The sequence below is a fragment of the Achromobacter insolitus genome (assembly GCF_002209555.1).
Taxonomy (GTDB): domain Bacteria; phylum Pseudomonadota; class Gammaproteobacteria; order Burkholderiales; family Burkholderiaceae_B; genus Achromobacter; species Achromobacter insolitus.
Window position 1 is genome coordinate 347,608 of record NZ_NJIF01000002.1, and the last position, 12,933, is coordinate 360,540.

A 12,933-nucleotide genomic window follows, 5' to 3' on the forward strand; every position below is an offset into this window, starting at 1 on the left:
GGGCAGTGCCTAATCCACGTTGTGCGGAGCGCGGGCGCTCGCAGTCGCCTGCGCCGGCTCGGATGCGTCAAAGCGCAGCCGCGAAAAGCTGGCGACGCAGGCCAGCGCGGCGCAGAGGCAGCCCAGCCACAACGCCGCAATCGCTCCGTGCGTGCTGGAAACGTTGAAACAGGCAGCCACCAGGGCCGCGCCCGACGCCTGGCCCAGTAGCCGAACCGTTCCTATCATGCCGCTGGCGCCGCCGGCTCGCGATGCCGGCGCCGACATCATGATGGCGCGCAGGTTGGGCGACTGGAAGAAGCCGAATCCGGCACCGCAAATGGCCATGCGCCAGCAGATGTCCCAGACCGAGGGCGCAGCCGGCATGATCGCGAGCAAGGCCAGGCCCAGCGCCAGCAGCGCCAGGCCCACGCCGCCCAGGGCGCCCGCCGCGTAACGGTCGGACAGCCGCCCCGCTATCGGCGCCATGATCGCCACCACCACGGGCCAGGGCGTGATCAGAAAGCCCGTCTCCACCTGGCTGTAGCCCAGCATGGTCTGTAGCAGGAAAGGCAGCGAAACGAAGGCCAGCGCCTGTGCCGCGAAGGCACAGACGGCGGTGGCGGCGGACAGGGCGAACAAGGGCCGGCGCAGCAGGTCCACGGCCAGGATGGGCGCGGGATGGTCCGCCTGCCGACGCATCAGCAGCCAGAGGCTGGCCGCGGCCACACCCCATTCCAGCGCCACGCGGGTCAGCGGGGCGGCGTGCGCCAGCTCGTTCGAGCCCAGCACGAACAGACCCAGCGTCAAGGCGCATAGCGCCGCCGCCAGGCCGTCAAAGCGATGTGGGGCGCGCACGGTCTCGGGCAGCTTGCGCAGCCCCAGCGCGAAAGCCAGCAGGCCGATGGGCACATTGATCAGGAAAAGCCAGTGCCAGGAGCCCAACAGCAGAATGGCCGAGGCCACGGTTGGGCCCGCTGCGAAAGAGATGCCGACCACCATGGCATTCAGCCCCAGGCCGCGGCCCAACAGCCGTGAAGGATAGATAAAGCGCAGCAGCGCGCCATTGACGCTCATGACGCCGGCCGCGCCCAGGCCTTGCAGCACGCGTGCCGTTACCAGCGCGGGCAGTGACGGCGCGAGACCGCTGGCCAGCGAGGACAGGATGAAAATCGCCAGTCCCACGATATAGACCCGCCGGTGGCCCAGGATCTCACCCAGCGCCGCGGCAGGCAGCAGCCCCGCCACCATCGCCAGCTGATAGCCACTGACGATCCAGATGGATCCCGCATCGCTGGCCTGCAGATCGCGGGCGATCGTGGGCAGCGCGGTGTTGGCGATGGCGGTGTCCAGGCTGGCCATGCATAGCGCCAACATGACGGCCAGAAGCGCGCCGGGGCGCTCGGCTGCCGGCAGGCCGACGCCGGCCGGATAGACGGTATGACGGGAGAACGAGAGCATGTGCAGGATCAACAGGGACGAGGCGCCCGGGCAGAGGGCCGGGCGCCGTGACCACTGATTCTAGAACGTGTTAAGAAAGCCGGCCCGCCGGCAATGCCGAGGACCCGCTTTCCTTGCCGGGCGTTTCTCCTTATCCTCCCGCCACTGCGCGGAGCCGGTCCGCGCCAGCGAGGAGTTGTGGAATATGAAACTTGCCGTATCCCTGGGCCGACGCAGGCTTTTGCCGGCGCTCGCGCTGGGCGCCCTGGGAGCCACGGCGGCAGGGCGTCTGCGAGCCGTGCCCTTGACGCGTATTCTGGTTGGTTTCCCTCCCGGGGGCGGCGTGGATATCATCGCCCGCCTGCTGGCGCGCCAGTTGGAGGCCAGCCTGGGAGAAGTCGTGGTGGTAGAGAACCGGCCCGGCGCAGGCGGTCTGCTGGCGGCGCGGGAACTGCTGGCTGCGCGGCCGGACGGCCATACCCTGCTGTTCTCCAACGAACATACGCTGGCCATTGTGCCGCACATCATGGCGGGGGCCGGCTATGCCTCGCCGGATGACTTTGCGGCGGTGGCGCAGGTGACGGACAAGAGTTCCATCGCGCTGGCCGTGAGGGCGGACTCACCGTTGCACAGCCTGCGCGATCTTTCCATGCATGCGGGCGCGTTGTCGGTGGGCGTGCCGGCGCCGGGCAGTGTGCCGGAATTGGTCGTTGAACTGCTGCGCGAGCGTTATGAGGTGGCGGTTACCGCCGTGCGGTATCGCGGCGGCGCGCCGTTGGTAACCGATTTGCAGGCCGGCTACGTGGCGCTGGGCCTGACGTCCCTGGCTGAACTGCTGGAGCAGGCACGCGCAGGACGGTTGCGCGTGCTGGCTGTTTCAGGTCCCGTTCGGCATCCGGAGCTGGCCGATGTCCCTACCTTCGCCGAACAGGGCTTCGCGGGACTGGAGCGGGGCGGCGTGGCCGGCCTGTTTGCGCCGCGTGGCGTGGCGCCGGCCCGTGTCGAGCAATTGCAGCAGCAGGTGGCGCGGGCGCTGGAGTCCGAAGAAGTGCGGGGCCAGTTGCGCCTGCAGGGTTCGCGGGTGAATTTCGGTGATGCCGCCACGCTGGCCCGCAATATGAATGCCATCCATGACGCCTGGGCGGAGCGCGCCGAGGCTTGGCGCGCGCGATCGGACGCGGGGGATCCTGAGGACCGGTCGCAGCCGGCCAGTTAGAACGCCTGGAGGGCTGCGCGCTCGCGCAGCAGCGCGGCCAATTCGGCATGGCAGAGACGGACCGCCGCGCGGGCTTGCTGTTCGGGAGCGCGCGTCATCAGGCAGATGCGCCGCGCGAGTTGCGGGCGCTGCAGCGGCACGATGGCCAGGCCGTCCTGGCGTTGTCCTTGCGTGTACAGGCGCGAGATCAGGCCGACGCGCAAGCCGGCTCGCACGAGGCTGTATAGCGTGTCGGTGTAGTTCAGGGTGTCCGTCGCGGCGAGGTCCGAGCCCTGCTGGCGCAGCGTCGCCACGATCATTTCATAGGTGCTGCCGCGCGACAGCACGGCCAGCGGTTCGGCCTTCAGGTCCTGCCACGTCACCGTCTGGCGGCGCGCCAGCCGGTGGGTGTCGGCCAGGACGGCCACCAGGTGGTCCTCGGCCACGAACGCCGCGGCCACGCCGGGCGTAAGTCCGAAGTCCAGGCCCAGGCCGATGTCCAGTTCGCCGTTGCCCAGCGCGGCCATCAGCTCGTCGTTGAGATGGTCGCTGAGGATCAGCACGATTTCGGGATGGCGCAGACGCCACTGCGCCACTACGGGCGCAAGCAAGTGCATGGTGGAGGGGATGCAGCCGATCCGTACCGTTGCGGCTTGCGTGTCCAGCAAGCGCTGCAGGTCTTCAGCGCCCTGCGTGTAGCTATTGAGCAGCCATTCAATCTGGGCACGCGCGGCATGTCCGGCGGGGGTCAAACGCACGTGATGGGTGCTGCGTTCGAACAGCGCCACGCCCATCAGCGTTTCCAGCTCGCGGATGGCTGCCGACAGGGCGGGCTGGCTCAGCGACAGGGCCTCGGCGGCGCGGCTGAAGCTGGCGTGGCGGGCCACTTCCTTGAAACCGCGCAGCTGGCGCAGCGTGGGCTGGCGTGCCGGCGCGGCGCGGCCGTCGGTAATGGGGGGCTTGGTCATAGATTTATCTGATGAATCTATAAAAATATAGCATTTCAGTTATTACCAGGATCTGGTTAGGATGGCGCCGTCGCCCTCCTCCGCGTCGCCCCTTCGCGCGCGCGCATTTCGTTCCGATCGTTCCTTCCATGCTCAAACGCCTGTTCCTGTCCGTGTCCGCGCTGGCGGCCGCGCTCTGCCTTGCCCCGGCGGCCAGCGCCGACACTTGGCCCGAAGCCCGGCCCCTGACCCTGATCGTGCCGTTCAGCCCGGGCGGCAACGTGGACACGACGGCGCGCCTGGTGGCGCAGAAGCTGTCGGACCGTCTCAAGCAGTCCGTCATCGTCGACAACGTGGCGGGCGCTGGTGGCGTGTTGGGCGTGGCCAAGGCCGTGCACGCCAAGCCGGACGGCTACACGCTGGTCATGGGTTTCGACGGTCCGATCAGCGTGGCGCGGCTGATCAACTCTGCCGTGAAGTACGACGCCGAGACCGACCTGGCGCCAGTGGCCCTGGTGACTACCGCGCCCGTGGTGCTGCTGGCGCGTCCGGGCCTGCCGGTGCAGAACATGGACGAGCTGATTGCGCTGGCCCGCGACAAGCCCGATACGCTGACCTACGCCTCGTCCGGCGTGGGCACCGTGCTGCATCTGGCGATGGAAGTGATGCAGGATCAGGCCAAGGTGAAACTGGTGCACGTACCCTACCGTGGCGGTGCGCAGATCACCAATGACGTCATGGGCGGGCAGGTCGACCTGGGCCTGCTGGTTACCACCAGCGCCACGCCTTTGGTGCAGCAGAAGAAACTGCATGCGCTGGGCGTGACCTCGGCCGCGCGCGTCGACACGTTGCCGCAGGTGCAGGCGTTCGGCGAGACGCCGGCGCTCAAGGGCTTTGAATTGAACACCTGGACCGGCGTGTTCGTGCCTACAGGCACCGATCCCGCCGTGGTCCAGCGGCTGAACCAGGAGCTGAACGCGGTGCTGCGGATGGACGAGGTGCAAAAGCGCCTGGCCGAAGGCGGCGCCATTCCCGGGCAGGGCTCGCCGCAGGATTTCGCCGCTTTCCTGAAGAAGGAAAAAGCCTTGTACGCGCACATCGTGAAAAGCGCCAACATTCAGCAGGAATAGGCCTGCCGATTGCAGGAAGCCATGCCATGAATACATCCGCCCGCGGCCCCGTGCTGCCAGAGATCCAGGCCATCCAGGACGAGATGGTGGCGTTGCGCCACCGCATCCACGCCAACCCCGAGCTGGCCTATCAGGAGGTCGCCACGGCCGAGCTGGTCGCCGAAAGACTGGCTGCCTGGGGCTACGAGGTGCATCGTGGCCTGGGCGTGACCGGCGTGGTGGGCACCTTGCGCCGCGGCAGCGGCGCGCGCCGGCTGGGCCTGCGCGCCGATATGGACGCCTTGCCCATCCATGAGACCACCGGCCTGCCCTACGCCAGCCAGAATCCCGGCAAGATGCACGCCTGCGGCCACGATGGCCACACGGCCACCCTGCTTGCCGCGGCGCGCGCGCTGGCCGAACGCGGCCGTTTCGACGGTACCGTGCACCTGATCTTCCAGCCGGCCGAAGAAGGCCAGGGCGGCGCGCAGCGGATGATCGCCGATGGTTTGTTCGAGCGTTTTCCGTGTGACGCGGTCTATAGCTTTCACAATGAGCCGGGTTATCCGGCGGGTCACTTCGGCTTTCGCTCCGGCGTGATGTACAGCTCGTCCGACACGGTCATCCTGACCGTCAGCGGCGTCGGCGGCCATGGCGCCATGCCGCATGTGGCGGTGGATCCCATCGTGGCCGCGGCCAGCATCGTGCTGGCCCTGCAGACCATTGTGTCGCGCGAGATCGATCCCAATGACATGGCGGTGGTGACCATCGGCGCCATCCACGGCGGCGACGCGCCCAACGTGATTCCGAAGACGGTTGAATTGCGCTTGACGGTGCGGGCGCGCCGCCCCGAGACGCGCGCGCTGCTGCGCGAGCGCATCACCGCGATCGCCACCGCGCAGGCCGCGGTGCATCGCGCCAGCGTCAACGTGGACTACCGCTGGCGCTATCCGCCGGTCGTCAACGACCGCGACGCCACGCAATTCGCGGCCGAGGTCGCGCGCGGCTGGCTTGGCGAGCACCTGTTGATCCCTGAGCTGGAACCGCTGCAGGCCAGCGACGATTTCGCCTTCATGCTGGAGGAAGTGCCGGGCAGCTACTTCATCGTCGGCAATGGCGAGGGCGAAGGCGGCTGCATGGTGCACAACCCCGACTACGATTTCAACGACGACATCCTGCCGGTCACGGCAAGCTATTGGGTGACGCTGGCGGAAGCCTATCTGGCTTCCGGCGCGCGCTGACCGGCTGCCGCTTTTTTCCGCGACGCATGACTGCCTCACACGACCTGACCGCCGCCGGCGCGCCGGCTTTCGACGCCACCACCGATTACTGGCAGGAGATCGTCAGCGCCGAGACGCTGGCGCTCCCGGTCGATCCGCCCTATTCCCGCGGCTATCCGGCACGGCTGCCGGACGGCCGCTACCTGGTGCTTCCATTGCGCGCCGTGCCGGGCGATCCGCAGCGCTGCGTCGCCTCATTGATCGCCAACCATGCGAGCCTGGAGGTGGTCGATGCGCTGGCGGGCTTTATGGCCGAGCGGGCGCGCGCCTTCCAGGCAGAGGTTGTCGTGGGCCTGCCCACCCTGGGGCTGGCTTTCGCGCCCATGGTCGCGCGGGGCCTGGGCTTTACGCGCTACGTGCCCTTCGGTTATTCGCGCAAATACTGGTACGACGAACGCCTGGCCGTGCCGGTGAAGTCGCTCACCACGCCGGATACCGGCAAACTGCTGTATGTGGATCCCAACCTCGCGCAAAGCCTGGCAGGGCGCCGCGTGCTGGTGGTGGACGATGCCGTCAGCACGGGGCAGACGATGCTGTCCGCGCTGGAGTTGCTGGCGCGCTGCGGCGCCGAGGTGGCGGGCATTGTCGTGGCCATGTGCCAGGGCACGCGGTGGCGCGAGCGGCTGATGCGCGCGGACGGCACGCCGATACCGGTGGCTTGCGCGTTCGAGTCGCCGCGCATGCGCCGCACGCCTGGGGGCTGGGTGCCGGAGGCGGCGGCCTGAAGCGGTCGCGTCCGGCGGCACGGGTGCTTGCCTGCTAGAGGGACTCCGGATCGCGGCGCAGCGAAAAGCCCTGTGCTTCGTTCATGGCCAGGTAACTGACGTTGCGCGACACGACCGGCGGCTTGTCGCCAGCATGCAGCGCGCGCACCTTGTCCAGCACCATCTTGTCCTCCAGCGTCATGCGGTCGATCATGCGCAGGTACTGCATCCAGCTTTCCACCAGGAACACCTCGCGCCAGATACCCTCGCGCTCCAGGTCGCGGAACAGCTGCCATTGCTGCGCGCCGTTGCGCAGCCGCATGAGGCGCAGCGGACGCGCCGCCCCGATCAGCGCGGACAGCTTTTCCTTTTCGATCAGGTATTCCACCGCGACCAGCACGGCGCCGTGCTGGGTGTTGAAACCTACTGCCGCCATCGCCGGTTCGGTGGCGTCGGCGCGCGCAAGCGAGGAAGTGTCCAAATGTTCGGGCAGGCGCGAGCGATACATGAGCGCGACCGTTATGCCCAGGGTGATTCCGGCGGCGGCCAGGGCGCCGGACACCCCCATGGTGCTCGCGAAATGGCCCCACATGAAGGAGCCGGCGGCCAGGCCGCCGAAGATGGCCGTCTGGTACAGCGCCAGCGCGCGCGCCTTGACCCAGTCCGGCACCAGCATCTGGACGGTGGTGTTGTAGGTGGCCAGCACGCCGATCCAGCAGCTGCCGGAAATCAGCAGCGCCGGGAACGCCAGCCACAGGGTGTCGGTCAGTCCCAGGGCCAGCAGGCACGCGGCCAGGAGGCCGGCCGCGACACTGATCAGGCCGCCCGCGCCCAAGGTGGTTTGCACCCGGCGCACGACGGCGCTGCCCAGGATGGCGCCCAGCCCAAGCGCGCCCAGCATGTAGCCATACAGCAGGGCGCTGCCGCCTTCATGCTCGTGCGCCAGCAAGGGCAACAGTGCCCACAGCGCGCTGGCCGACAGCCCGAAGGCGAAAGAGCGCAGCATGACGACGCGGGTAACGGTGGAGTGCTGGGTATAGCGCAGCGCCGCCACCACGCCCTCAAGAATGCCCTCGGGAGGCAGGCGACGCACGGGCAGGTCGCGCTTCCAGCGCCAGATCGCCCATATGAGGCCGCCGTAGCAGAAGCAGTTAAGCAGGAACACCCAGGGCGCGCCCATGGCGCCCAGCAGCAGGCCGCCGATGGCCGGACCGACCGCGCGCGCCACGTTGAAGTTGACGCTGTTCAGCAGCACCGCGCTGCCGACGTGGGCGCGCGGCACCTGCTCGCCCACCGCGGCCTGCCAGGCCGGGGTGACGATGGCGCTGCCGATGGCGATGCAGAAGACGGATGCAATGAGCGTAATGGGATGCAGCAGTCCGGCGAAGGCGAGGATGGTAATGAATACGCCGCCTGAAAGCTCCAGCAGCATCCCGGTCAGCATGACCTTGCGGCGATCGTAATTGTCAGCCAGGACGCCGGTCAGGATGGACAACGCCACCAGCGGAAAGGCGGCAGCCACCTGGATCATGGCAACCATCAGGGGGCTGCTTTGTTCGGTGGTGATGATCCAGGCGGCGGCGACGGATTGCGCCCACGTGCCCAGGTTGGCGAACAGGTTCGCGATCCAGATGATGCGGAAGGCGGGAAACGCGAAGGGAGAGAGCGTGCTTACTTGCAGCACGGGGGCGGCCGGCGCGTCGGCGGGCAGATCGTTGTTGGCCGAGACGGGTTGCAGCATGGAATTCTTCCGGCGCGCCGGGTGGGCGCTCCTGTCGGGCGTAGTCTGGGTCGGGTAATGGTACGCCTAAGCCGCCGATCGATGGGAGCGCGTAAGCCCCTGGCCGCCGCGCCGCCAGGGGCTTTTGCCGGCCGGAACCTACTGCTTGGCGGGCGCGGCCGGCGCCGGGGCGGGCGGATAGGCCTGGTTGAGATATTCGACGATCAGCGGGACCTGGTCGGCGGGTATCGGCGCCCCGTAGGTGCCCACCATCTTCTTGACCTCGGCGTCCCAGAAGCCCGCTGGCATGGGCGGTTGGGACGATACATAGTCCACCGAATGGCACATCAGGCACAGGGCCGCGTGCTGGGCGCCCGCGCCGGTGCCGGGGTGCAGCGTGGCGGTCTCCTGGGGCAGCTTGATTTCCAACGCCTGCGCGGCGGGAGCCAGGCAGGCGAGGGCCAGCGAGAGCGCGGGCAGGCAGCGACGGAAATGGCGGTTCATGGCGCTCTCCTCAGGCGGCGGTGACACGGACGGCTTCGACCACGTTGCGCATATAGCCAGCCGGGTTCCACAGCGGATCCAGGGGCTGCGTGTCGCCAGCCGTGTTGGTGGCGCGGACTTTCAGCATGTAGTCGCCGGCGGCCTTGGGCGTGAATTCGGCGTGCCATTCGCGGAAGGAGTAGCGGCCCAGATCCTTGCCCAGCTTGGCAGCGTGCCAGGTCTTCCCGTCGTCGGACGAAAACTGCACCTCGCGTATGCCCTTTCCGCCGTCGAAGGCGATGCCGCGCACCTGCACCGTCTTGCCGCGGGCGACGCGCGCGCCTTCGTTCAGGCTGGTGATGAAACTGCGCACGTTGTAGCGGCCGATCGGGCGCGTCTTTTCCGGCGCCTTGCCCGGCGGCGTGCAGGCGCAATCGTTGTCAGGAATGCGGTAGGCCTTCTGCATCCAGAAGCCGTCGAATTCCTTGTCCAGCACCTTGATGTCGGCCAGATGTTTGACCCAGTAGGTGCCGTAGTACCCCGGCACCACCAGCCGTACAGGATAGCCATTGAGCATGGGCAGGTCGGCGCCGTTCATGGCATAGGCAAGCATGACTTCGCCGTCCAGGGCATGGGCGGCATCCAGCGCCTTGACGAACTCCGGTGTGCCGGGCAGCACCGGGCGGTCCAGGCCTTCGAAAGTGACTTGGCGCGCGTTGGCGCGGATGCCGGCCTTTTCCAGTACGCGCTTGAGCGGAATGCCCAGCCAGCGGGCATTGCCCATGGCGCCGTTGCCCAGTTGCCCGCCGCCCACGCGCGGCGCGAAAAAGCCGCGACTGTTGCCCGAGCACTGGGTGACCGCCACCAGTTCCACCGGTTTGCCGAACTGCTGCTTCAGGTCGGCCAGAGACAGCTCCAGGGGCTTGTCCACCAGTCCGCTCACTTTGATGCGGTAGGTGTTCAGGTCGATATTGGTGGGGATATTGCCCAGGTGATAGCGCACGAAGAAGGCGTCGTTGGGCGTGATGATGTTTTCGTTGAAGACGGAGAACGGCGTTTCCAGTTGCGGCGGGCGCGAAGTCTGGCGGATCAGGGGCCGTTTTTGCGGATAGGCGATCAGGTCGCGCTCGCCATTGGCGAAGGGCAGTGTGACGGTGGCCGGGGCCGCGAGGCTGGTCAGCGCATGGCCAGCCAGTGTGCCGGTGGCGCCCAGGGTACAGGCCTGGCGCAGGAAGCGTCGGCGCCCATTGGGGTCGAATGTGCTCATCTTGGTGTCTCCTCGTTCTTGTCAGCGCCCTGCCCCCGGCGCATTCAGACGAGACTACGCGCCGTGGCCTGACAAATGCGTTAACGTCCGCGCTGCCCGTTCCACTTTCCGCGTTTTTCGTTTCGATGATCCTGGCATTCAATAAGCGCGCCTTTGCCGCGCTGCTGGCCGTAACCGCGCTGGAAGCACTCATCGCCACTCTGGGCGCGCCCTATCCCTTCCTGCGGGGGTTCGTGGGCGACGTGGTGGCGGTGGGTTGGGCCTATCTGGTGTACCGCAGCTTCATCCGCGCGGAAGTCTTGACGCTGGCGCTGGCCGCACTCTTCACCGGCTATGCCGTGGAGTTGGGCCAGTACTTGGCTCGTCAATTCGGTTGGCGGCTGGAACAGCCGCTATTGCGCGTGATCCTGGGCAGCGTGCCCGACTGGTGGGACATGCTGGCCTATACGGTGGGGTTCGCGCTGGTGTTGGCGCTGGCCGCCTGGAACCGGCGCGGCGCCGCGTTGCGCGGCGCCTAGGCGCTTTTCAATATTGCTGCCTGGCCACGAGCGCCAGGCCTTACCGGAGATTCAGCCTGCCTGGCAGACCGGCGCGTCGTCGTGCGCGCGCGCGGCTGGCTTGGCCGTGCGCAGCGGTTGCAACTTGGCGTTGCGAAACGGCGCAAAGCACTCGGCCCAGGACGAAGGAAACAGCGGGGTGGCGTGACGCACCGCGTCGCGGCGGGCGTAATGCGTCAGTAGTTGTTGGCCGATCGGGGCGTCTCCCAGGGGATGGCGGGTAGTCATGGTATTTCCGTATTGCATTGAAAGTGTATTCATTGTACCAGCCTATCCGCCCGCCTGCCAGTCCCTGGAAGCGATCCCAAGTCATTGATCTGGAAAGACTGTCCCTGTTTATTCAATCGAATCTAGGAGGATCTTCGGGATTGCCCTAGCAGTCCAAAATAGTAGACGGTATACAATGTTCAGCATGCCCGGGCTAAGACCAGCCTGGAATCCTCACCACTGGACCTGGAGCGCGTCATGGCTGAACTGATGAACCGAGATGAATTCCGTACCGCGTTGGAAAACGCGATCAAGGGCAAGAGCGCCAACGCCTCGCCGTTTTCCATTGCCTGGGCAGAAGGCAAGCTCACCCGCGAGCATCTGCAACGCTGGGCAGAGAACCACTACCACTACGTCGGCCCATTCGCCGATTACCTGGGTTACCTGTACGCCCGCACGCCGGACTCCTATACCGAGGCCAAGGATTTCCTGCTGGCCAATATGTATGAAGAGGAAATCGGCGGCGACCGCCACACGGACCTGCTGATCCGCTTTGCCGAGGCCTGCGGCACCACGCGCGAACGGGTGACCAATCCCGACAACATGTCGCCCACCACGCGTGCGCTGCAAAGCTGGTGTTACGCCGTGGCGATGCGAGAGGATCCGATCGTGGCGGTGGCCGGCTTGGTGGTGGGCCTGGAATCGCAGGTTCCGTCCATCTACCGTAAGCAAACTCCCACCCTGCGTGAAAAGTACGGCTTCACCGACGAGGAAGTGGAGTTTTTCGATCTGCACATCGTGTCTGACGAAATCCACGGCGAACGCGGCTATCAGATCGTGCTGGAGCACGCCAACACGGTGGACCTGCAGCAGCGCTGCCTGAAGATCTGCGAGATCGGCGCGCAGATGCGGCTGCTGTACACGACCGCGCTCTATACCGACTACGTGCAGCAGGAAATCACGCTGCCCGAACTGGGTCTTGCTGCCTGATCAGCGCGCGGAGCCGTCCTGCGCCATGCGCGGGGCGGCTCCGGTCCCGCAGCTCCTGGACTAGAAAACCCATGCCTACCATTGTGTTTCATAAAGGCGGCCAGACCTACACCGATGTGGTGAAGGACAACACCAACCTGGTGGTGCGGGCCGGCATCAAGCAGTTTCCGTATCCGCATCTGCGTTACGAATGCGGCATGGGCAAGTGCGCCAAGTGCGCCTGCCGCGTGTTGGCCGGGGGCGAGCATCTGCCTCCGGTGAACTGGAAGGAAAAGAAGCAGTTGGGCGACCGTATCGAGCAGGGCTACCGGCTGGCGTGCCAGCTCTGGGTGAGCAACGACATCGAACTGGTCCAGGACGTGGAGGCATAGCGGCGATGGACCCGGTATACGTCATATTGACCAGCAAGCCCGGTGTGTTCCGCACGGAAGCGGACGAAGCTGCGGTGGATATCCTGGAAACCTACGATTACGCGTTCTACGGCCGCGCCCTGGCGGTCTACCGCATCGGGCGCCTGCGCGGGGATACCAAGCTGATCGTCACCGAGGAAACGCCGCCCTACGTGGTCAACCGCGTGCCATCCAAATTCCTCGAAAAGTTTGCGTCGGTGGAGGCGGCCCGCAAGGAGCTGGCCCACCTGACGCGCTTTGGCAGCATGGAATCGACTTTGACGCTGCGCCCTGGCGCCGTCGCCGCGGAGCATTGAGCAATATGGTTCAGATTACATTCCTCTCCAATGGCGGCAAAGTCGCCACGGCGCCGGAGAACAGCAACCTGCTGCGCGTGTCGTTGAAGGAAAAGGGCGGCATACCCTTCAAGTGCGGCGGCGGCCTGTGCGGCACCTGCAAATGCCGTATCGAAGAAGGGTTGGAAAACACCGACGCCATCAAGCCAAAAGAGCGCAAGCACCTGCGCCCGGAGGATTTCGAGGCCGGCTATCGCATGGCTTGCCAGACCTTTGTCAATGGCGACGTGAAGGTCTCGTGGGTGATCCAGAACGGCAAGGGCGTGGTGGTCGGCGCGGCGTCCGATCCTGTCGAAGCCGCGCCCTGAAG

15 protein-coding genes are annotated in these 12,933 nt (G+C 66.6%); 9 read left to right on the top strand and 6 right to left on the bottom strand.

The window, feature by feature from the left end; translation table 11 throughout:
* Nucleotides 1-9: 9 nt before the first annotated feature.
* Nucleotides 10-1,440: an MFS transporter gene (locus CEY08_RS07100; protein ID WP_063961330.1), complete on the bottom strand. Its 1,431-nt coding sequence runs from the start codon at nt 1,438-1,440 to the stop codon at nt 10-12.
* Between the two features lie 184 nt (nt 1,441-1,624).
* Between CEY08_RS07100 and CEY08_RS07105 the strand changes: the two genes are divergently transcribed.
* Entirely contained in the window at nt 1,625-2,635 is a 1,011-nt protein-coding gene (locus tag CEY08_RS07105) for a tripartite tricarboxylate transporter substrate-binding protein (protein ID WP_076817065.1), read from the top strand.
* Here the strand turns inward: CEY08_RS07105 and CEY08_RS07110 are convergent.
* Nucleotides 2,632-3,582: a LysR family transcriptional regulator gene (locus CEY08_RS07110; RefSeq protein WP_076817068.1), complete on the bottom strand. Its 951-nt coding sequence runs from the start codon at nt 3,580-3,582 to the stop codon at nt 2,632-2,634. The two genes, CEY08_RS07105 and CEY08_RS07110, sit on opposite strands and share 4 nt — an antisense overlap.
* A gap of 128 nt (nt 3,583-3,710) precedes the next feature.
* Between CEY08_RS07110 and CEY08_RS07115 the strand changes: the two genes are divergently transcribed.
* Genes CEY08_RS07115 through CEY08_RS07125 form a run of 3 tightly spaced genes read left to right on the top strand, consistent with a single transcriptional unit; the run spans nt 3,711 to nt 6,675 of the window.
* Nucleotides 3,711-4,691 (top strand): Bug family tripartite tricarboxylate transporter substrate binding protein, encoded by a 981-nt coding sequence (locus tag CEY08_RS07115; RefSeq protein ID WP_076817070.1) that lies wholly within the window; start codon nt 3,711-3,713, stop codon nt 4,689-4,691.
* 26 nt (nt 4,692-4,717) lie between these two features.
* Entirely contained in the window at nt 4,718-5,911 is a 1,194-nt protein-coding gene (locus tag CEY08_RS07120; protein ID WP_063639260.1) for a M20 aminoacylase family protein, read from the top strand.
* 26 nt (nt 5,912-5,937) lie between these two features.
* Nucleotides 5,938-6,675: a phosphoribosyltransferase gene (locus tag CEY08_RS07125; RefSeq protein WP_063961318.1), complete on the top strand. Its 738-nt coding sequence runs from the start codon at nt 5,938-5,940 to the stop codon at nt 6,673-6,675.
* A gap of 34 nt (nt 6,676-6,709) precedes the next feature.
* Here CEY08_RS07125 and CEY08_RS07130 read toward each other — a convergent pair whose 3' ends face one another.
* From CEY08_RS07130 to sorA, 3 genes are all read right to left on the bottom strand, one after another.
* Nucleotides 6,710-8,395 (bottom strand): MFS transporter, encoded by a 1,686-nt coding sequence (locus CEY08_RS07130; protein ID WP_076817072.1) that lies wholly within the window; start codon nt 8,393-8,395, stop codon nt 6,710-6,712.
* A 138-nt stretch (nt 8,396-8,533) separates the two neighbouring features.
* Complete coding sequence (gene sorB / locus CEY08_RS07135) at nt 8,534-8,878, bottom strand: SorB family sulfite dehydrogenase c-type cytochrome subunit (RefSeq protein ID WP_042795634.1); 345 nt, start codon at nt 8,876-8,878, stop codon at nt 8,534-8,536.
* Between the two features lie 10 nt (nt 8,879-8,888).
* Entirely contained in the window at nt 8,889-10,124 is a 1,236-nt protein-coding gene (gene sorA, locus CEY08_RS07140) for a SorA family sulfite dehydrogenase catalytic subunit (protein ID WP_063961320.1), read from the bottom strand.
* A gap of 125 nt (nt 10,125-10,249) precedes the next feature.
* Here sorA and CEY08_RS07145 point away from each other — a divergent pair, with 125 nt between their 5' ends.
* Entirely contained in the window at nt 10,250-10,642 is a 393-nt protein-coding gene (locus tag CEY08_RS07145) for a ribosomal maturation YjgA family protein (RefSeq protein ID WP_076817073.1), read from the top strand.
* A gap of 51 nt (nt 10,643-10,693) precedes the next feature.
* Here CEY08_RS07145 and CEY08_RS07150 read toward each other — a convergent pair whose 3' ends face one another.
* Nucleotides 10,694-10,909: a hypothetical protein gene (locus CEY08_RS07150; protein ID WP_063639264.1), complete on the bottom strand. Its 216-nt coding sequence runs from the start codon at nt 10,907-10,909 to the stop codon at nt 10,694-10,696.
* Between the two features lie 237 nt (nt 10,910-11,146).
* On the opposite strand from CEY08_RS07150, the gene CEY08_RS07155 reads away from it, so the two are divergent.
* From CEY08_RS07155 to CEY08_RS07170, 4 genes are all read left to right on the top strand, one after another.
* Nucleotides 11,147-11,878 (top strand): iron-containing redox enzyme family protein, encoded by a 732-nt coding sequence (locus tag CEY08_RS07155; RefSeq protein WP_042795630.1) that lies wholly within the window; start codon nt 11,147-11,149, stop codon nt 11,876-11,878.
* Nucleotides 11,879-11,949: 71 nt separating this feature from the next.
* Nucleotides 11,950-12,249: a 2Fe-2S iron-sulfur cluster-binding protein gene (locus CEY08_RS07160; protein WP_042795629.1), complete on the top strand. Its 300-nt coding sequence runs from the start codon at nt 11,950-11,952 to the stop codon at nt 12,247-12,249.
* 5 nt (nt 12,250-12,254) lie between these two features.
* Nucleotides 12,255-12,584, top strand: a complete 330-nt coding sequence (locus CEY08_RS07165; RefSeq protein ID WP_042795628.1) for a hypothetical protein — start codon at nt 12,255-12,257, stop codon at nt 12,582-12,584.
* A complete protein-coding gene (locus tag CEY08_RS07170; RefSeq protein WP_063639267.1) occupies nt 12,581-12,931 on the top strand; it encodes a 2Fe-2S iron-sulfur cluster-binding protein in 351 nt (116 codons plus the stop codon). Before CEY08_RS07165 ends, CEY08_RS07170 begins: the two co-directional genes overlap by 4 nt.
* The last annotated feature ends 2 nt before the right edge of the window (nt 12,932-12,933 follow it).

Coding starts and splice junctions, on each gene's coding strand:
- CEY08_RS07115 (WP_076817070.1), top strand. CDS start 3,711: ATGCTCAAACGCCTGTTCCTGTCCGTGTCCGCGCTGGCGGCCGCGCTC.
- CEY08_RS07165 (WP_042795628.1), top strand. CDS start 12,255: ATGGACCCGGTATACGTCATATTGACCAGCAAGCCCGGTGTGTTCCGC.
- CEY08_RS07155 (WP_042795630.1), top strand. CDS start 11,147: ATGGCTGAACTGATGAACCGAGATGAATTCCGTACCGCGTTGGAAAAC.
- CEY08_RS07125 (WP_063961318.1), top strand. CDS start 5,938: ATGACTGCCTCACACGACCTGACCGCCGCCGGCGCGCCGGCTTTCGAC.
- CEY08_RS07105 (WP_076817065.1), top strand. CDS start 1,625: ATGAAACTTGCCGTATCCCTGGGCCGACGCAGGCTTTTGCCGGCGCTC.
- CEY08_RS07130 (WP_076817072.1), bottom strand. CDS start 8,395: ATGCTGCAACCCGTCTCGGCCAACAACGATCTGCCCGCCGACGCGCCG.
- CEY08_RS07100 (WP_063961330.1), bottom strand. CDS start 1,440: ATGCTCTCGTTCTCCCGTCATACCGTCTATCCGGCCGGCGTCGGCCTG.
- sorA (WP_063961320.1), bottom strand. CDS start 10,124: ATGAGCACATTCGACCCCAATGGGCGCCGACGCTTCCTGCGCCAGGCC.
- CEY08_RS07120 (WP_063639260.1), top strand. CDS start 4,718: ATGAATACATCCGCCCGCGGCCCCGTGCTGCCAGAGATCCAGGCCATC.
- CEY08_RS07110 (WP_076817068.1), bottom strand. CDS start 3,582: ATGACCAAGCCCCCCATTACCGACGGCCGCGCCGCGCCGGCACGCCAG.
- CEY08_RS07150 (WP_063639264.1), bottom strand. CDS start 10,909: ATGACTACCCGCCATCCCCTGGGAGACGCCCCGATCGGCCAACAACTA.
- CEY08_RS07145 (WP_076817073.1), top strand. CDS start 10,250: ATGATCCTGGCATTCAATAAGCGCGCCTTTGCCGCGCTGCTGGCCGTA.
- CEY08_RS07160 (WP_042795629.1), top strand. CDS start 11,950: ATGCCTACCATTGTGTTTCATAAAGGCGGCCAGACCTACACCGATGTG.
- sorB (WP_042795634.1), bottom strand. CDS start 8,878: ATGAACCGCCATTTCCGTCGCTGCCTGCCCGCGCTCTCGCTGGCCCTC.